General features: G+C 71.6%; 19 protein-coding genes. 4 read left to right on the top strand and 15 right to left on the bottom strand.

Translation table 11 applies throughout. From position 1 onward, the window contains the following. Nucleotides 1-88: 88 nt before the first annotated feature. The 3 genes from ACU6WZ_RS24170 to ACU6WZ_RS24160 form a co-directional block, all read right to left on the bottom strand. Entirely contained in the window at nucleotides 89-955 is an 867-nt protein-coding gene (locus tag ACU6WZ_RS24170) for a hypothetical protein (protein WP_447030304.1), read from the bottom strand. Next, the gene (locus ACU6WZ_RS24165) at nucleotides 952-2,235 is read right to left on the bottom strand and encodes a glycosyltransferase family 4 protein (protein ID WP_447030303.1); all 1,284 of its coding nucleotides are present in this window, start codon (nucleotides 2,233-2,235) and stop codon (nucleotides 952-954) included. Before ACU6WZ_RS24165 ends, ACU6WZ_RS24170 begins: the two co-directional genes overlap by 4 nt. Nucleotides 2,236-2,517: 282 nt before the next feature. After that, nucleotides 2,518-3,081 (bottom strand): transglycosylase family protein, encoded by a 564-nt coding sequence (locus tag ACU6WZ_RS24160; RefSeq protein ID WP_447030302.1) that lies wholly within the window; start codon nucleotides 3,079-3,081, stop codon nucleotides 2,518-2,520. Between the two features lie 214 nt (nucleotides 3,082-3,295). On the opposite strand from ACU6WZ_RS24160, the gene ACU6WZ_RS24155 reads away from it, so the two are divergent. Further along, entirely contained in the window at nucleotides 3,296-4,084 is a 789-nt protein-coding gene (locus tag ACU6WZ_RS24155) for a DUF8842 C-terminal domain-containing protein (protein ID WP_447034225.1), read from the top strand. A 98-nt stretch (nucleotides 4,085-4,182) separates the two neighbouring features. Next, the gene (locus ACU6WZ_RS24150; protein ID WP_447030301.1) at nucleotides 4,183-4,575 is read left to right on the top strand and encodes a hypothetical protein; all 393 of its coding nucleotides are present in this window, start codon (nucleotides 4,183-4,185) and stop codon (nucleotides 4,573-4,575) included. 62 nt (nucleotides 4,576-4,637) lie between these two features. Here the strand turns inward: ACU6WZ_RS24150 and der are convergent, their stop codons facing one another. The 5 genes from der to aroH form a co-directional block, all read right to left on the bottom strand. After that, entirely contained in the window at nucleotides 4,638-6,098 is a 1,461-nt protein-coding gene (gene der / locus ACU6WZ_RS24145) for a ribosome biogenesis GTPase Der (RefSeq protein ID WP_447030300.1), read from the bottom strand. Between the two features lie 69 nt (nucleotides 6,099-6,167). Further along, nucleotides 6,168-6,824, bottom strand: coding sequence for a lysophospholipid acyltransferase family protein (locus ACU6WZ_RS24140; RefSeq protein WP_447030299.1), 657 nt, complete (start codon nucleotides 6,822-6,824; stop codon nucleotides 6,168-6,170). After that, a complete protein-coding gene (gene cmk, locus ACU6WZ_RS24135) occupies nucleotides 6,821-7,528 on the bottom strand; it encodes a (d)CMP kinase (protein WP_447030298.1) in 708 nt (235 codons plus the stop codon). The genes ACU6WZ_RS24140 and cmk overlap by 4 nt, the downstream gene beginning before the upstream one ends. 102 nt (nucleotides 7,529-7,630) lie before the next feature. Next, nucleotides 7,631-8,716 (bottom strand): prephenate dehydrogenase, encoded by a 1,086-nt coding sequence (locus ACU6WZ_RS24130; protein ID WP_447030297.1) that lies wholly within the window; start codon nucleotides 8,714-8,716, stop codon nucleotides 7,631-7,633. Beyond that, a complete protein-coding gene (gene aroH, locus ACU6WZ_RS24125) occupies nucleotides 8,713-9,075 on the bottom strand; it encodes a chorismate mutase (protein WP_447030296.1) in 363 nt (120 codons plus the stop codon). Before aroH ends, ACU6WZ_RS24130 begins: the two co-directional genes overlap by 4 nt. Before the next feature lie 148 nt (nucleotides 9,076-9,223). Between aroH and ACU6WZ_RS24120 the strand changes: the two genes are divergently transcribed. Beyond that, on the top strand, nucleotides 9,224-9,697 hold the full coding sequence (locus ACU6WZ_RS24120) for a Rieske (2Fe-2S) protein (protein ID WP_447030295.1): 474 nt from the start codon (nucleotides 9,224-9,226) through the stop codon (nucleotides 9,695-9,697). 19 nt (nucleotides 9,698-9,716) lie between these two features. Beyond that, entirely contained in the window at nucleotides 9,717-10,442 is a 726-nt protein-coding gene (locus tag ACU6WZ_RS24115) for a nucleotidyltransferase domain-containing protein (RefSeq protein WP_447030294.1), read from the top strand. Between the two features lie 46 nt (nucleotides 10,443-10,488). Here the strand turns inward: ACU6WZ_RS24115 and ACU6WZ_RS24110 are convergent, their stop codons facing one another. From ACU6WZ_RS24110 to ACU6WZ_RS24080, 7 genes are all read right to left on the bottom strand, one after another. Beyond that, nucleotides 10,489-11,502: an ADP-ribosylglycohydrolase family protein gene (locus tag ACU6WZ_RS24110; protein WP_447030293.1), complete on the bottom strand. Its 1,014-nt coding sequence runs from the start codon at nucleotides 11,500-11,502 to the stop codon at nucleotides 10,489-10,491. Then, nucleotides 11,499-12,257: an NUDIX hydrolase gene (locus ACU6WZ_RS24105; RefSeq protein WP_447030292.1), complete on the bottom strand. Its 759-nt coding sequence runs from the start codon at nucleotides 12,255-12,257 to the stop codon at nucleotides 11,499-11,501. The genes ACU6WZ_RS24110 and ACU6WZ_RS24105 overlap by 4 nt, the downstream gene beginning before the upstream one ends. Then, nucleotides 12,254-13,354, bottom strand: a complete 1,101-nt coding sequence (locus ACU6WZ_RS24100) for an AAA family ATPase (RefSeq protein WP_447030291.1) — start codon at nucleotides 13,352-13,354, stop codon at nucleotides 12,254-12,256. Before ACU6WZ_RS24100 ends, ACU6WZ_RS24105 begins: the two co-directional genes overlap by 4 nt. After that, nucleotides 13,351-14,004: a nicotinamide riboside transporter PnuC gene (gene pnuC / locus ACU6WZ_RS24095; protein ID WP_447030290.1), complete on the bottom strand. Its 654-nt coding sequence runs from the start codon at nucleotides 14,002-14,004 to the stop codon at nucleotides 13,351-13,353. Before pnuC ends, ACU6WZ_RS24100 begins: the two co-directional genes overlap by 4 nt. A 125-nt stretch (nucleotides 14,005-14,129) precedes the next feature. Then, nucleotides 14,130-15,458 (bottom strand): pseudouridine synthase, encoded by a 1,329-nt coding sequence (locus ACU6WZ_RS24090; protein ID WP_447030289.1) that lies wholly within the window; start codon nucleotides 15,456-15,458, stop codon nucleotides 14,130-14,132. Next, the gene (gene scpB / locus ACU6WZ_RS24085) at nucleotides 15,458-16,108 is read right to left on the bottom strand and encodes an SMC-Scp complex subunit ScpB (RefSeq protein WP_447030288.1); all 651 of its coding nucleotides are present in this window, start codon (nucleotides 16,106-16,108) and stop codon (nucleotides 15,458-15,460) included. Before scpB ends, ACU6WZ_RS24090 begins: the two co-directional genes overlap by 1 nt. Further along, the gene (locus ACU6WZ_RS24080; protein WP_447030287.1) at nucleotides 16,105-17,076 is read right to left on the bottom strand and encodes a segregation and condensation protein A; all 972 of its coding nucleotides are present in this window, start codon (nucleotides 17,074-17,076) and stop codon (nucleotides 16,105-16,107) included. Before ACU6WZ_RS24080 ends, scpB begins: the two co-directional genes overlap by 4 nt. Nucleotides 17,077-17,101: the final 25 nt, after the last annotated feature.

Below are 17,101 nucleotides of genomic sequence, written 5' to 3'. Positions count from 1 at the left end.
GAAGTCTCCAACATGGGAGCAAGTCTGCCCGTGCTTGAGGACAGTGACTGTCCTCAAGCACATTCCTCAAGCACGGGCATTAATGCGCTCACTTCGCGCTGTCGAGCCGCACGCTGAGGTCGTTGTCGACGGTGAAGTACGGGTACGCCGTGGTCGGCCTGGTGGCCTGCGGGCCCTCGGCCGCAAGCACCGGGTAGCGGAAGATCGCCTTCTTGTCCCAGACGTCGTCCAGGATCCGCCCGAGCCGTACGGCGCCGCCGGACCCCGACTGCGTGCCCGAAGGCGTTCCCGACGGGCACAGCCACAGGTCCCACAGGCGCTGCTCGTCGCCGCGCCCCTCGGACAGCGGCCCGTACCCCAGCGTGAAGGTGAACGCGCCGTCGCGGCCGCCGGTCACGGGCACCCGCAGGCGGTCGTCCTTCGGCGCGTCGCGCAGCCGGGCCTCGACGGCCGCGTCCTCGCCGAGGACGGCGCCGTACAACTGCCCCTGCACCGTCATCGCACCGTGCGCGAAGGTGATGGCACCGGCCTCCGCGTGCGGGGCGCGCAGCCAGGCGCGCACCGCGAGCCTGCCGTCGGCGGTCGGATAGGGGATGCGTACGGCGACCTGGGGGCGTCCGGGGTCGGGGGCCCGGTCGACGAGCGAGCGCAGGTCCCTGAGGCCGGGCTCGATGTGCTGCTCCCCGCTCTCGTCGCCGTGGGTGGTGAACGCGTCCCAGCGGCCCTCGGGCAGCTCGACCGTGCTGGGCAGCACGGCACGCAGCCGCCCGTCCCCCGCCGGGGTGAGCGGCAGCCGCAGCACGTCGGCGGGCGTGGGCGCGACGGCCCCGCGCCGGCGCAGGACGAGCACCGCGCCCGGCGCGTCGTCACCGACGATGTCGAAGGTGACGCCGCCCGCGGAGTCCGCGATGCAGTCGGCGCGCGGCGGCCCGGTCCGGGTGGGGGTGGTGCTCATGCGGTCTGCCCTTTCCGGAGCGCGGAGGCGGCCTTGTGGCGGAGGGAGTACGCCCCGTCGAGCACGGCCCCACGGGAGAGATAGAGCGCCTCGTGGACGCGGCTGCGCGGACGCCCGCGGGCGCCGCGTGAGATCAGCTCGGTGAAGAGCGCCTCGTGACGCTCGGCGATGTGCGCCGGGTCGAACCGGGCGGAGCGCTTCAGCGCGGCCGCACCCATGGCAGCGCGCAGTTCGTCGTCGTTGATCAGGCCGAGCAGCGTGTCGGCGATCGCGTCGACGTCACCGACCGGCACCAGTCGTCCGTCGAGACCGTCGGCGATGATCTCCCGGGGCCCGTGCGGGCAGTCCGTGGCGACGACCGGCAGACCGGAGCGCATCGCTTCGACGATGGTCATGCCGAACGACTCGGAGCTGGAGGTGACAGCGGCGATCGAGCCCTTGACCCACTCGGGCTCGATCGGGTTGGCCGTGCCCATCAGGAAGACGTGGTTGTAGAGACCGAGTTCATTGATGAGGGCCCGCAGCGCCTTCTTCTTGTTGCCGCCCGCGTCGCCGTCGCCGTAGATGCGCAGCCGCCAGTCGGGGCGGGCCGCCACCACCTTCGCGAAGGCCCGCACCAGCAGGTCGTACCGCTTGACCTTGGTCAGCCGGCCTGCCGCCACGACCCACTTGGCGCCGGTGTCGACCGGATCGAGCACGGACGCGGGAACGCTGTTGGGCACCGCCTCGATGCGTACACCGGGCAGCTTGAGACGGGTGCGGTAGGCGCGGGCGTCGGCCTCGGTGACGGTCGTGACGGCGTCCAGCATCCCGTAACGGTGGCTCAGTTCATGGCGCAGCCGGAGGCTGTGGCCGTCGAGCGTGAGGTGCTCCTGGCCCACCCGGACCGTGCCGCGCCGGGTCTGACGACTGATGTGCACGTTCAGTCCGGGCCGGGTGCCCACGACGACGTCCGCCTCCAGGGACTTCAGATGCGTCGCGATACGGGCGTCGGTGAGCCGGCTGTACTGCTTGTAGCGGCTGTCACCCGACGCGAACACCTTCGCGGGGAGCGCGAACCGCTCGTCGTCGCCGTCGTATCCGGGGCTCTTCTTGCGGATGTCCACCAGATAGTCCAGCCGTACGCCCACGGGGGCGCCCAGCGCCGGTACGTCACCGTGGCGGAATACCGACACAATCTCGACGTCGTGCTGCTCGGCCAGAGTCTGGGCGAGGTTGAACGTGGTACGGATCGTTCCCCCGATGCCGTACGCGTTGTGGAGCAGAAAAGAGATGTGCATGCGCCGACGCGACCCCCAGTAGTTGAGCGGGCTTGGTCCAGACCCGCTGCCTTCAAAAGGGACTGTACTGGCCACAACCGGGTTGATCCGGTCCGGGCCAAATCGTTCTAATACGGTTGCGACATCGTTGGCACCGCCGGGGCAACCAAACGGATCTCTCACCCGTCAGGGCGCGTAGGAAAAGAATAAAAACGTTGGACAGCCCCGCACTTGTCTGCGCAGCTCGTCAACTGCCATTTTGAGTAACGGCACTTGGCGCCGCACCATTCGTCAGCTACTCCCCTACTGCGGGACGACGAGCCTGATCCCGGTGCCGATCCGGTCGGGATCGCGCCCGACAACTTTCTCGTTGGCCTTGTAGAGCGCCTTCCAGCCGCCCTTGACGCCATAGCGCTTGGCGATCGAGTAGAGGGTGTCGCCCGCCTTGACGACATGGACGCGCCCGTCCAGGCCGTAACGCTTCGAGCAGACCGGCCACGCCTTCCAGCCCTGCGTGGCCAGCACCTTCTCGGCCACCTTGATCTGCTCCGCCCGGGTGGCCAGATCCGCCCGCCGCGCGTACGCCAGGCCGCCGTGCTCCTCCCAGGTCGGCTGCCAGAACTGGAGCCCGCCGTAGTAGCCGTTGCCGGTGTTCGCGTCCCAGCGGCCGCTGCTCTCGCACTCGGCCAGGCAACCCCAGGGCCACTGGTCATCGGCGCAGTCCCGCAGCCAGGAGACGGCTCCGGGCGACAGGCTTCCGGGGGCGGGCGGCGGTGGGACGGCGGCCCGGGCGGCCGTGGACCCGAGGGCCAGCAGTACGGTGAGCAGGGAGACCGGGAGGACGCGGGACCGCGGCAGCTTGGGCATCGCGCCACGCTAAGCAGCCGCCGGGCACGGGGCCGCGTGCCGCGCGGTGTACGCCGGTGAGCCCCACCCGGTCGGACGACCCGCGCGGCGGCCACGGGCCCGGGTTGGTTCGATTCTGTTCCCCTCCTCGCGTGACCCGGGCGGCGGCTCATCCGTTGTCTCCATGACGAGCCGGGGACCTCCCGGCACCCGCACCGAGTCCGAGGAGTCCCCCGTGCCGCGCATGCTCGACGTAAGCGACGACGTACGCACCGAGATCGGCAACGAAGAAGCCGACCGGCTGCTCGCCGGCGACAACGCCCCGGGCAGCTACGACTGCACCTCCTGCCGCACCCAGGGCGACTCCGACCTGGAACGCACCAGCACCGTGCTGTTCGTCGGAGAGGAGACCGCCGTGCTGGCGTTCGCCCACGCCACCTGCATCCCCTCGCAGGTCGTCCAGGTGGCCGAGGAGCAGCTGCAGGGCGCCGTACGCAGCATCACCGGCGGCGCCGAGAGTCCCGACGGAGGGGCACTGGGCGGCGCGTCCGACCAGGCCGTGCTGGGGATCACCAGCGGCCTCGTGCTGATCGAGGACCAGCTGCATCCCGCCCTGGTGGTCGAGCCGACCGGGCCGATCGCCCGACCCGGCTCGGACGCCGGCACCGACGAGTTCCTGGCCCTGGTCACCGAGCAGGGATTCCAGCCGGTGACCGACATGGGGAAGGTGCCCGCGCCGCTGCCCGGCTGGTCCGTGCTGCTCGCCATGGGCCAGCTGCACGCCGTGCTCCAGCCCGGCACCGGAGGCGGCACCCCGGTCTCCTGGTGGCAGGCGCACCAGCCGCTCCAGGTCACGGAGGGCTGGCGGACGGCCGCCAACAAGTCCAGCACCGTCCTCGTCTTCGCCGCGCCCGCCGGTTCCATCGGCCAGCAGCCCCGTGAGGACCTGCTGCGCGCCGCGCTGGAGAAGGCCGCGGCGAACGGCCTGCTGGCCGCCGCCGCCATGCCGCTGGCCGGCACCTGACCGTCGCAGGGCGCACCGCGCGCCCCGCGCACCCCGGCCGAGCAGGGAATTCCCCTGCTCGGCCCGCATCCGTAGGACGTCCGGTTCGTTGGCCGTACGTGCACTCATACGACCCCTCACGCCATCAGCCGTACCAGAGCCAGATCCCCGCGATGCGCCCCTCCCGGGACTCACAGACCGAGCGCTCGCACACCCCGATCTTCGACGCGCTGTACTCGGAGTACCGCAGGTCCTTCCGGGCCCTGCCGGGCGACCGGTCGGGCGAGGAGGATCTGAGGTTCACGGGATTCACCGGCTACACCACGGGCATGCACCGCAGCCAGGGCCCCGGCTCCGGGAGCCAGGGCAGCCACGGCACCGGCTTCTGGCAGAGCGCCGGCAGCGGCACGGGCAGCCACGGACGTGACACCGGCACCCACAGCAGCGGGCGGCAGCACAGCGGGAATCACTCCCCGCCGGCGCTGCCGCCCGCTCCCCGTCGGGGGTTGTGAGCCGTCCTAGTACGTCCTGGTACTCCAGCCGGAGCAGGCGTCCTGGGAGAGTCCCGTCCGCGTCACTTCTTGCGGCCGCGCTTCTCGCGCACCCGTACCGAGATGTGGATCGGAGTGCCGTCGAAGCCGAACTCCTCGCGCAGCCGGCGCTCGACGAAGCGCCGGTAACCGTGCTCCAGGAAGCCGGAGGCGAAGAGCACGAACCGCGGCGGCTTGCTGCCCGCCTGGGTCCCGAAGAGGATGCGGGGCTGCTTGCCGCCGCGGACCGGGTGCGGGTGGGAGGCGACGATCTCACCGAGGAAGGCGTTGAGCCTGCCGGTGGGGATCCGGGTCTCCCAGCCCGCCAGCGCCGTCTCGATCGCCGGGACCAGCTTCTCCATGTGGCGGCCGGTCTGCGCCGAGACGTTGACCCGCGGCGCCCATGCGACCTGCGCCAGCTCGGTCTCGATCTCGCGCTCGAGGTAGTAGCGGCGCTCCTCGTCGAGGGTGTCCCACTTGTTGTAGGCGATGACCAGCGCGCGGCCCGCCTCGACGGCCATCGTGATGATCCGCTGGTCCTGGACGCTGACGGACTCGCTCGCGTCGATCAGTACGACCGCGACCTCGGCCTTCTCGACGGCGGCCGCGGTGCGCAGAGAGGCGTAGTAGTCCGCGCCCTCCTGGAGGTGGACGCGGCGCCTGATGCCGGCCGTGTCGATGAACTTCCAGGTGATGCCGCCGAGCTCGATGAGCTCGTCGACCGGGTCACGGGTGGTGCCCGCGATCTCGTTGACGACGACCCGGTCCTCGTTCGCCACCCGGTTCAGCAGCGAGGACTTGCCGACGTTCGGGCGGCCGATGAGGGCGATGCGGCGGGGGCCGCCGAGGGCCTGGCCGAAGGTCTGGGCCGGGGCCTCGGGCAGTGCTTCCAGTACGGCGTCCAGCATGTCCCCTGTGCCGCGGCCGTGCAGTGAGGAGACCGGGTGCGGCAGGCCGAGGCCCAGCGACCACAGCGCGGTCGCGTCCGCCTCGCCGCTCTGGCCGTCGACCTTGTTGGCGCACAGCACGACGGGCTTGCCGGCCCGGCGCAGCAGCTTGACGACGGCCTCGTCGGTGTCGGTGGCGCCGACCGTGGAGTCGACGACGAAGACGACCGCGTCGGCGGCCTCGATGGCGTACTCGGCCTGGGCGGCCACGGAGGCGTCGATGCCCAGTACGTCCTGCTCCCAGCCGCCGGTGTCGACGACCTTGAACCGGCGGCCCGCCCACTCGGCCTCGTAGGTCACGCGGTCACGGGTGACGCCGGGCTTGTCCTCGACGACGGCCTCGCGGCGGCCGATGATGCGGTTCACCAGAGTCGATTTGCCGACATTGGGACGGCCGACGACGGCGAGGACGGGCAGCGGGCCGTGGCCGGCTTCGCCGATCGCGCCCTCGACCTCTTCCGGGTCGAAGCCTTCCTGCGCGGCGAGCTCCATGAACTCCGCGTACTCGGCGTCGCCAAGTGCTCCGTGCTCGTTGCCGGAGTGAATCTGGTCGTTCATGAAGTCCGTTCCTCGTTCATCATCGATGGACCACCCGATGGTTCGCGCGGTCCACTACTCAAGTCTCGCCTAGCGCCCGGTGAGGCGCCTGGCACTTTCCAGGTGGGCGGCCAGCCGCTCCTGGATCCGTACGGTGGCCTCGTCAAGCACCTTGCGTGTACGCAGTCCGCTGCCGTCGCCGGCCTCGAACGGGTCGCCGAAGACGACGTCCACCCGGCTGCGCAGCGGCGGCAGCCCGGGTATCAGCCGCCCGCGGCGCTCGGTGCTGCCGAGCACCGCCACCGGCACGATCGGCGCCGAGCCGCGTACGGCGAAGTACGCGAGCCCGGCGCGCAGCGACGCGAAGTCGCCGGCGCACCGGGTGCCTTCGGGGAAGATCCCCAGCACCCCGCCGTCGGACAGGACGCCCAGCGCGTTCGAGATCGCCGTGCGGTCGGCGGTCGTACGGTCCACCTTCAGCTGACCCATTCCGCGCAGGAACGGGTCGAGCGGGCCGACGAACGCCTCTTTCTTGATCAGGAAGTGCACCGGCCGGGGGGCGGTGCCCATCAGCATCGGCCCGTCGATGATGTGGGCGTGGTTGACCGCGAGTATCACGGGGCCGGTGGGTGGCACCCGCCACGCGCCCAGGACGCGGGGCCTGAACAGGCCGTACATGAGCCCGATGCCGATGCCCCGTCCGACGGCGGCGCCCCGCAGCGAGGGTGCGCTCACCGGTGCGGTCACTTCGCGACCCGCTTCTCCTCGACGAGAGTAACGACACACTCGATGACCTGGTCGAGTGTCAGGTCACTGGTGTCGACCTCGACCGCGTCGTCGGCCTTGGCGAGCGGCGAGGTCTTGCGGCTGGAGTCGGCCGCGTCCCGCTTCAGCAGGGCGTCCCTGGTCGCGGAGACGTCGGCGCCCTTGAGTTCGCCGCTGCGGCGTGCGGCGCGCGCCTCGGGCGAGGCCGTCAGGAAGATCTTGAGGTCGGCGTCGGGCAGCACCGTCGTACCGATGTCGCGCCCTTCGACGACGATGCCGCCGGGGGCGCCCTTGGCGATGGAGCGCTGCAGGTCCGTGATCAGGGTGCGCACCTCGGGCACGGCGCTGACGGCGCTGACCTTGGAGGTCACTTCCTGGGTGCGGATCGGCCCGGAGGCGTCGACGCCGTCCACCGTGATCGTGGGCGCGGCCGGGTCGGTGCCCGAGACGATCACCGGCTTGCCGGCGGCGTCCGCGACGGCGACGGGGTCACCCACGTCGATGCCGTTGTTCAGCATCCACCAGGTGATCGCCCGGTACTGGGCGCCGGTGTCCAGGTAGCTGAGGCCCAGCCCCGCGGCGACGGCCTTGGATGTGCTGGACTTGCCCGTGCCGGAGGGGCCGTCGATGGCGACAATCACTGCTGCCGGGGCGGTCCGGGCGGCGGTTTCCACGGTGTAGGACACCTTCCTGGTACACGGGCTGGCGGGTCGGGGCGCGACTGCGGCCCCACACCAGGTTACCGAGTCCCGGACCCCGCCCTCGACGCGCCCGCACAGCGGGCTCCGCTACTGCCGGATCGACCAGCCCAGCTCCCGCAGCGACGCGGTCAGCGAGGGGACCGCGGCCGGCTCGACCATCAGCTGGACGAGGCCCGCCTGCTGCCCCGTCGCGTGCTCGATGCGTACGTCCTCGATGTTGACGCCTGCCCGGCCGGCGTCCGCGAAGATCCTGGCCAGCTCGCCGGGGCGGTCCCCGATGAGGACCGCGACGATCTCGTACGACGCCGGGGCGGCTCCGTGCTTGCCGGGCACCCGCTCGCGTCCCGCGTTGCCGCGCCGCAGGACGTCCTCGATGCCGTCGGCGCCGCCCTTGCGCTTGTCGTCGTCGGCGGACTGGAGGGCGCGCAGGGCCTGCACGGTCTCCGCCAGGTCCGCTGCGACGCCGGTGAGCACGTCCGCCACGGGACCGGGGTTCGCGGAGAGGATCTCGACCCACATGCGGGGGTCGGAGGCGGCGATGCGGGTCACGTCCCTGATGCCCTGCCCGCACAGCCGTACCGCCGTCTCGTCGGCCTCTTCCAGCCGGGCCGCGACCAGCGAGGAGAGCAGCTGCGGAGTGTGCGAGACGAGGGCGACCGCGCGGTCGTGGGCGTCCGCGTCCATGACGACGGGCACGGCGCGGCACAGGGCGACCAGTTCCAGGGCGAGGTTGAGGACCTCGGTGTCGGTGTCGCGGGTCGGGGTGAGGACCCAGGGGCGGCCCTCGAACAGGTCGGCGGTCGCCGCGAGCGGGCCGGAACGCTCCTTGCCCGCCATCGGGTGCGTACCGATGTACGACGTGAGGTCGCAGCCCAGGGCCTGGAGCTCCCTGCGGGGGCCGCCCTTGACGCTGGCGACGTCGATGTACGCGCGGGCGGCCCGGCCCCGGATCACCTCGGCCAGCGCGCCCGCGACGTGCGCCGGGGGGACGGCGACGACGGCCAGGTCGACGGGGCCCTGGGGCGCTTCGTCGGTTCCGGCGCCGAGCGCGGCCGCGGTACGCGCCTGGCCGGGGTCGTGGTCGGTGAGGTGCACGGTGACGCCGCGGCCGGCCAGGGCGAGCGCCACTGAGGTGCCGATCAGGCCGGTTCCGATGACGAGGGCGGTTCTCACTGGGCGATGTCCTTGCGGAGGAAGGCGGCGGCGCCGAGGTAGACGTGCGTGACGGCGGGCTTGGGGAGGTCCGATTCGACGTGCGCGAGGATACGTACGACGCGGGGCATCGCGCCGGCCACGTCCAGTTCCTGGGCGCAGATCAGCGGTACGTCGACGATGCCGAGCCCGCGGGCGGCGGCGGCGGGGAAGTCGCTGTGCAGGTCGGGGGTGGCGGTGAACCAGATGCTGATGAGGTCGTCGGGGGTGAGGCCGTTGCGCTCCAGGATCGCGGTGAGCAGGCCGCTCACCTGCTCGTCCATGTGTCCGGCCTCGTCCCGCTCCAGTTGGACGGCCCCACGGACTGCTCGTACTGCCACGTCTGCTCCTCGCTGCGTACCTGGTCGGCACGTACCTCGTCGGCGCCTGCGTGATCCAGCGTAGTTCGGTGAGGTGGGGCGGGCCGCCACGCGCGGTGCGGGGCCTCGGGGGCGAAGATGGTGCTGGAAACGACATGAGGAGCGCGTGATGGACGAGAGCACGAGCCGCCGGGTGGTCCTCGTGGCCGGCGCCGCGGCGGCGGGGACGGCGCTGGTCGCCGGTTGCGGGGACTCCGGTGAGGGAGGCGGGGGCACCGAGGAGACGGCGCCCGCACCCTCGGAGCGGCCCGCGTCGCCCGAGGGGTCACGGTCCGCCGGGGAGCCGTCGGCCGATGGCGGGGCGCTGGCGGGGACCTCGGAGATCCCGGTGGGCGGCGGCAAGATCTTCAAGGCGGAGAAGGTGGTGGTGACCCAGCCGGAGGCGGGCACCTTCAAGGCCTTCTCGGCCATCTGCACGCACCAGGGATGCGCGGTCAGCAGCATCGAGGACGGCACCATCAACTGCGCCTGCCACGGCAGCAGGTACCGTGTCGCCGATGCGTCGGTCGCGGGCGGCCCGGCGACCAAGCCACTCCCACCGCGGCGGATCACCGTGGAAAGTGACTCGATCCGACTGGCCTGACCGGGGCACAATCCGGGGCATGATCGCGCCAGCCGCCGTACCCGGCCCCGGACCCGGCCCCGGACCGTCGCCCGAAGATCTCGTACGGGACCACACCGTCTATTCCTGCGTCATGGGCTCGCGCGCCTTCGGGCTGGCGACGGCCGGCAGCGACACCGACCGGCGCGGTGTCTTCGTCGCGCCCACGCCGCTGTTCTGGCGCTTCGACAAGCCTCCGACGCATGTCGAAGGGCCGGCCGACGAGCAGTTCTCCTGGGAGCTGGAACGTTTCTGCGAACTGGCCCTGCGCGCCAACCCCAACATCTTGGAGTGCCTGCACTCCCCGCTGGTCGAGCACATCGACGGGGTCGGCCACGAACTGCTCGCGCTGCGGGGCGCGTTCCTCTCCCGCCAGGCGCACGAGACCTTCGTCCGGTACGCGACCAACCAGCACAAGAAGCTGGAAGCGGATGTGAAGCTGCACGGCGCCCCGCGCTGGAAGCACGCCATGCATCTGCTGCGGCTGCTCGGCAGCTGCCGCGATCTGCTGCGTACGGGCGAGCTGGTGATCGACGTCGGCGCGGACCGCGAGGACCTGCTGGCGGTCCGGCGCGGAGAGGTGCCGTGGCCGGAGGCCGAACGCCGAATGGAACGGCTCGCGGCGCAGGCCGAGTCGGCCCGGAGCGCCAGCCCCCTGGCCGAAGGTCCGGACCGCCCCCGCGTGGAGGACTTCCTGCACCGCGTCCGCCGCGCTTCAGCCTGCTGACGGTCGTTGACGTTGGCGAAGGCTCGCGAACGAACGGATGCATGGATCACGAGTCCCAGAGCGCGCCCAGCGTCAGCAGCTCGTTCCGGTACTCGACGCGCTCCGCCCATCCGGCAGGCCAGGCGTCCGTTCCCAGGTGCGCTCCGGCGAACGCTCCCGCGAGCGCGGCGATCGAGTCCGAGTCGCCTCTCGTGCACGCCGCACGGCGCAGCGCGGTGAGGGGTTCCTCCGGGAAGAGCAGGAAGCACAGCAGCGCGGTCGTCAGAGCCTCCTCTGCGACCCAGCCGTCGCCCGTCGCCAGGCAGGGATCGGTCTCGGGTGAGGGGGCGCGCAGTGCTGCCGTCAGGCGTTCCAGCGCGGCGAGGCACTCGTCCCAGCCGCGGGCGGCGAAGGCCTGCGGCGACGCGTCGGGGGCGTACGTCCACAGGTCGCCGAGCCACTGCTGGTGGTAGCGGGTGCGGTTCTCGTACGCGTACGAACGCAGGCGGCCCACCAGGCCGGTCGGTTCCGTGCCCTGCGCGAGCAGGTGCACCGCACGCGCCGTCAGATCGCTCGCCGCCAGCGCTGTGGGGTGCCCGTGGGTGAGTGCGGCCTGCAACTGGGCGGCCCCGGCGCGCTGTTCCTCGCTCAGTCCCGGTACGAGCCCGACCGGCGCGACCCGCATGTTGGCGCCGCACCCCTTGGAGGCTACCTGGCTGGCTTCCTGCCAGGGGCGGGCGCTGTCCAGCAGTTGGCACGCGACCATGCAGGTGCGGCCGGGAGCCCGGTTGTTGTCGGGCGAGTGATACCAGTTCACGAACTCCTCGCGCATCGGCCGCGCCAACCGCAGCGGCCCGAGCACCCCTCGGTCCATCGCGGTCCGTATTCCCTGCCCCAGCGCAAGCGTCATCTGGGTGTCGTCCGTGACGAACGCGGGCTCGGGGAGTTCCATCTCCCGCCACGGCCCGCACTTGGCGAGTATCGACGGTACGTCGTTGAACTCGGTCGGGAAGCCCAGTGCGTCACCGAGCGCGAGGCCGATGAGGGAACCGGTGGCTGCGTGCTTCGTACGGATCGTCATGCGGGCCGTCCTTCCGGGCGCAGTAGTGGTGGATGCAACGCGGCGGCTGTTCCCGCCCGGTACAGGGCGGCCGGTTTCCCGCGTCCTCCGGTACGCCGCGGTGGGCCCGCCACGGGCTCCACGAAGCCGGGTGTGGCCAGCACCTTGCGGCGGAAGTTCGGCCGGTCCAGCTCCACCCCCCACACCGTCTCGTACACCTGCTGGAGCTCCCCCAGGGTGAACTGGGGCGGGCAGAAGGCCGTGGCCAGGCAGGTGTATTCGAGCTTGGCGCCGATGCGCCCTCGCGCATCGGCGATGATCTGCCCGTGGTCGAACGCGAGGGTCAGCGCGCTGCCCGCGGGCGTCCACTGGGCGTGCGCCGCGTCGCCGCCGCCGCGCGGCTCCGGCAGGTCGGGGACGAGAGCGGTGTAGGCGACGGAGACCACACGCATCCGGGGGTCTCGGTCCGGTTCGCTGTACGTCCGCAGCTGCTCCAGGTGCAGTGCGGCGGCGGACTCCTGCGACAGCCCCGTCTCCTCGGCCAGCTCGCGCCTGGCGGCGGCCTCGGCGTCCTCGCGCGGCAGTATGAAGCCGCCGGGCAGGGCCCACGCCCCCGCGTACGGAGCCTGCCCCCGGCGGATCAGCAGCACGTGCAGCCGGCTGTCCCTGACGGTGAACACGGCGAGGTCGACGGTCACCGCGAACGGCTCGAAGGCGCCAGGATCGTACCCCTCTGGACGCTCCCCGGGGCTCTCGGGCACGCGGGAGGCGTTCACCGCTTCTCCGGAAGGGGATCGGTGAAACCCCACCCCTCGGCGAGCAGCGCGTCCACCGAGGCGACGGCCTTCGCGAGCCGCTTTTCGTGCGTTCCCCGGAGCGTCACGAAGCGGCGTCCGGTACGGGTGAGCTCTGCGCGGAAGCGACCCGTCATCCAGGGCCGCAGGTGCTCGCCGGCGCGCAGCCCGTCGTCCTCGAAGGGCACTCCGGTGTGGTCGGTGAGCAGCCACAGGTGCTGCGCGCCCCTGGCGGCGATCGCTGCGACGTCCGGATTCGAGGCGCCCAGGTAGCGCTCGTGCCACACCGTGGTGGCGAAGGCGTCTGTGTCGCAGAACAGCACGGGTGAGCCCGCGCCGGCTGCCGCGTCCTCGTCGTCGGACTGCCGCTGCGCGATCAGCGGGAACTCGTCCGTGGTGAAGGTGACCTCGTCCCAGTGCGCACCGGGACGCTGTGCGCGCAGTGCGGCCAGTTTCTGTGCGCTGAATTCCCTGCCGTACTCGGGAATGCTCTGTGTGCGTTCCCAGACGCCGCCGCGGCGCCGGTAGTACTCGGTGAGTGCCCGCACCATGGTGGTGGTGCCGGTGGACTCGGCCCCGAGCACGACCACACGCCGGGCGAGTGCGGCCCGTACCGGCTGTTCCAGGTGTTCCCAGGAACGGACCGGGTCTGCGCGCACTGCCGTTCCCGAGACGGGGAAGGCCGTCCGCGCCGGATCCACGCAGACCGCGTCCGCGCCGAAGCGCCGGCCGAGTTCGTCGCCGTACGTCTCCGACGTGAAAACCGCGTGCACAGCCTGCGGGACGGCGGCCCGGAACACTGCCATGTGGGCGTCCCACACGGCCGGGTCGGTGGTGTCGACGGGGGTGTCGTCCAGCACGCCCACCACATCGGCGTCCGGATGCACGGCCCGCATCCACGCGACCCGGTCCGACAGCGGCACGGACTCGACGGACGAAGCGCACACGAGAACGGTGAGCCGCTCGCAGCGTTCCCGTGCGGTACGGACCAGATGGTGGTGTCCCGCGTGCGGCGGATAGAACTTCCCGAGAACGAGCCCGTGACCGTACACAGCCGTCTCTTGCGCTGCCGCCGTCATGCCACGGCCTGCACTGCGGTCCGCCGCCCCGTCAGCGCGTCGCGCCGCCAGTTGCGCAGTCCGAGGACACACAGGGCGAGGAAACCGATGTACAGCAAGGCAGTGAGATACAGCTCCTTGTAGGCGTACAGCGGGATGTAGACGACGTCGGCCGCGATCCACAGCCACCACGACTCCAGGCGCTTCCTGCACTGCCCGTAGGTGGCCATCAGGGACAGCGCGGTCGTCGTCGCGTCCCAGAAGGGAACGGTCGAGTCGGTGGCACGGTCGAGCAGGAGTGTCAGGGCGAGTGCCCCCACCACCCCCGCCGCCAGCAGCCAGGTCCACTCGGTGCGGCTGGTGCGCCGTACCGGGAGGAACGAGGAGCCTGGTCCACCCCCGTGGGTCCAGGTCCACCAGCCGAAGGCGGCGAGGGCGATGAAGACGACCTGCAGGCCCGCGTCGGCGTACAGGCCGGCCTGGGTGAACAGCAGGATGAAGAAGAGGTTGTTGGCGATGCCGACCGGCCAGTTGGCGATGTGCTGGCGGGTGACAAGCCAGACGCAGAGCGCGCCGCTGCCGAAGCCGAGAACCTCGATCCAGCTCACCGCGGTTCCCAGGACCGTCACCTGGGGCTGCTGCAGGGGTGCGATCAGGTCGTCGAGACTCACGCGCCCACCTCCTTTATGGTCACAGTGACTATAAAGGTCCCGGGCCCGCACCACAAGCAGAAAAACCCCCGGCCGGTTCCAGTACGTACTGGAACCGGCCGGGGGTTCGGCTAAGAGGGTCGGGCCTACAGGCCGACCTCCGCCATCAGCATGCCGACTTCGGTGTTCGTGAGGCGGCGCAGCCAGCCCGACTTCTGGTCGCCCAGCGGAATCGGCCCGAACGACGTCCGCACCAGGCGCTCGACCGGGAAACCGGCCTCGGCCAGCATACGGCGCACGATGTGCTTGCGGCCCTCGTGGAGGGTGACCTCGACCAGGTAGTTCTTGCCGGTGTTCTCGACGACCCGGAAGTGGTCGGCGCGGGCGTACCCGTCCTCCAGCGCGATGCCGTCCTTGAGCCGCTTGCCCAGGTCGCGCGGGAGCGGCCCCTGGATCGCGGCGAGGTAGGTCTTCTTCACGCCGTACTTCGGGTGGGTGAGGCGGTGGGACAGCTCACCGTGGTTGGTGAGCAGGATGATGCCCTCGGTCTCGGTGTCCAGCCGGCCGACGTGGAAGAGACGCGTCTCACGGTTGTTGACGTAGTCGCCGAGGTTCTGGCGGCCGTCCGGGTCACCCATCGTGGCGACGACTCCGGCCGGCTTGTTGAGCGCGAAGAAGAGGTGCGACTGGGTGGCGACCGTCAGGCCGTCGACCTTGACCTCGTCCTTGTGCACGTCGACGCGCTTGCCCTGCTCGGTGACGATCTCGCCGTTGACCTCGACGCGGGCCTGTTCGATGAGCTCCTCGCAGGCACGCCGCGAACCCATGCCCGCGCGGGCGAGGACCTTCTGCAGGCGCTCGCCCTCCTGCTCGGCTCCCGGGAACGTCTTCGGAGTCTTCACCTGGGGCTTGCTGTGCCGCTCCCGGTTGCGCTCCTCGATCTTGGCGTCGAGCTCGCGCGGCCGCGCCGGGGTGGTCCTGAAGCCGCGCCCCGCACCCCCGGTCCTCGCGCCGCCCTGCGGGGCCTTGGGGCCGCCCTTGGCGCCACCGCGCGCGGAGGCACCACGCCCACTGCCGGCGCCGCCGCCCGCACCGCTGCCGCCACGGCCCGCGCCCGCACCGCTTCCACCACGACCGGCACTGCTACCTCCGCGACCGGCGCCGCCACCGCCATCGCGGGCGGCACTGCTACCTCCGCGACCGGCGCCGCCACCGCCATCGCGGGCGGCGCCGCTACCTCCGCGACCGGCGCCGCTGCCACCGCGACCGGCGCCGCCACCGCCATCGCGGGCGCCGGGGGCGTCACGGCCCACGTCGTAACGGCGCTCCTCCGGACGCGGACGGTCCGGACGGTCGGAGCGGTCGGAGCGGTCGGGGCGGTCCGACCGCTTCTGCTTGTCGTCGCGCCCCTTGCCCACGCCCCGCTGATTCCGGTCGTTGCCGCTTCCGCTGTTCCTGCCGCTGCTGCTTCGCATCAAAATTCCGTCTTGTCGTCTGCGTCGGTGTCCGGGGCGTCCGGATCGAACGACGGCACACCCTCTAGCGTCTCAGCCTCGATCGCGTCCGCCTCCGGGAGGAATGGCGCGAGCTCCGGGAGCTCGTCCAGGCCACGCAGGCCCATCCGCTCCAGAAAGTAGTTCGTCGTCCTGTACAGGATCGCACCTGTTTCGGGTTCCGTGCCCGCCTCCCCGACCAGACCACGCTGCAGCAGGGTGCGCATCACACCGTCGCAGTTCACCCCGCGCACGGCCGAGACCCGCGACCGGCTCACCGGCTGGCGGTAGGCGACCACCGCGAGGGTCTCCAAGGCGGCCTGGGTGAGACGGGCATGCTGTCCGTCGAGTACGAAGCTCTCCACCGCCGCCGCGTACTCGGGCCGGGTATAGAATCGCCAGCCGCCGGCCACCAGCCTCAGCTCGAATCCGCGCCCCTGGGCCGCGTACTCGTCGGCCAGCTGCCGCAGCGCGTCCCCCACGGCCCTGCGCGGCCGCTGAAGGACCTTCGCGAGGTGATCCTCGGTGGCGGGCTCGTCGACGACCATGAGGACCGCCTCCAGAGCGGGCCGGAGATCGAGAGCCGCCACGGCGCCGTCCTGAGCACCCTGCCGCGTACCCGGCTCGCTCACGCTGTCTCCTCCACCACTTGGTCGAACTCGTCCGTCACCAGGTCCGTCACGGGGGCGTGCGCCGCTTCCCCGCCGGCCCAGCGCACCATGAGCTCCCCCAGCGCCTCCTCCTGGTCCAGGACCACCGCCTTCTCGCGGTACAGCTCCAGCAGTGCCAGAAAGCGGGCCACCACGGTGAGGGTGTCCGGGGCGTCCTCGGTGAGCACCTGGAAACTCGCCTCCCCCACCTCCCTGAGCCGCGCGACGACCACCTCGGCCTGCTCCCGTACGGACACCAGCGGCGCGTGGATGTGGTCGACGTATACCTGTGGCTCGGCCCTGGGCTGCATCGCCTTTACGGCGAGCTTCGCGAAACCGTCGGGGCCGATGCTGATCACCACCTCCGGCAGCAGAGCCGCATGGTGCGGTTCCAGGCCGACCGTGCGCGGGTAGCGCCGGGCCTCGGCGTCCAGCCGGCCGTTGAAGATGTCGGCGATCTGCTTGTACGCGCGGTATTGCAGCAGCCGCGCGAACAGCAGGTCCCGGGCCTCCAGCAGCGCGAGGTCGCCCTCGTCCTCCACCTCGGCGGCGGGCAGCAGCCGCGCCGCCTTCAGGTCGAGGAGTGTGGCCGCGACGACCAGGAACTCGGTGGTCTGGTCGAGATCCCAGTCGGGCCCCATGGCGCGGATGTGCACCATGAACTCGTCGGTCACCCTGGACAGGGCCACCTCGGTGACGTCGAGCCTGTGCTTCGAGATCAGCTGGAGCAGCAGGTCGAACGGCCCCTCGAAGTTCACCAGCCGGACCGTGAACCGCCCGTCCCCCGCCTCCGCCGGCTGGGACGCCGGCGGATGGGAGGCCGCCGGGTCGGGCACCGCCGGGTCAGGCGGCTGCGGGGCAGCGGGGCCGGACGCCCTCGGCCCGCGCCCCAGGCGCCGGCGCGGCGCACCGGCGCCCCGGTCGGCGGCGGAATCGTCAGTGGACTGCATCAAGGGTCCAGGGGCAGCGAAGACG

The organism is Streptomyces hypolithicus, from assembly GCF_052934925.1.
The sequence above is the reverse complement of the archived record's forward strand: the minus strand, read 5'-3'. Positions and strand labels throughout refer to the sequence as shown.

Coding starts and splice junctions, on each gene's coding strand:
- ACU6WZ_RS24170 (WP_447030304.1), bottom strand. CDS start 955: ATGAGCACCACCCCCACCCGGACCGGGCCGCCGCGCGCCGACTGCATC.
- ACU6WZ_RS24165 (WP_447030303.1), bottom strand. CDS start 2,235: ATGCACATCTCTTTTCTGCTCCACAACGCGTACGGCATCGGGGGAACG.
- ACU6WZ_RS24160 (WP_447030302.1), bottom strand. CDS start 3,081: ATGCCCAAGCTGCCGCGGTCCCGCGTCCTCCCGGTCTCCCTGCTCACC.
- der (WP_447030300.1), bottom strand. CDS start 6,098: ATGAACGACCAGATTCACTCCGGCAACGAGCACGGAGCACTTGGCGAC.
- ACU6WZ_RS24120 (WP_447030295.1), top strand. CDS start 9,224: ATGGACGAGAGCACGAGCCGCCGGGTGGTCCTCGTGGCCGGCGCCGCG.
- ACU6WZ_RS24115 (WP_447030294.1), top strand. CDS start 9,717: ATGATCGCGCCAGCCGCCGTACCCGGCCCCGGACCCGGCCCCGGACCG.
- ACU6WZ_RS24110 (WP_447030293.1), bottom strand. CDS start 11,502: ATGACGATCCGTACGAAGCACGCAGCCACCGGTTCCCTCATCGGCCTC.
- ACU6WZ_RS24100 (WP_447030291.1), bottom strand. CDS start 13,354: ATGACGGCGGCAGCGCAAGAGACGGCTGTGTACGGTCACGGGCTCGTT.
- ACU6WZ_RS24090 (WP_447030289.1), bottom strand. CDS start 15,458: ATGCGAAGCAGCAGCGGCAGGAACAGCGGAAGCGGCAACGACCGGAAT.
- ACU6WZ_RS24080 (WP_447030287.1), bottom strand. CDS start 17,076: ATGCAGTCCACTGACGATTCCGCCGCCGACCGGGGCGCCGGTGCGCCG.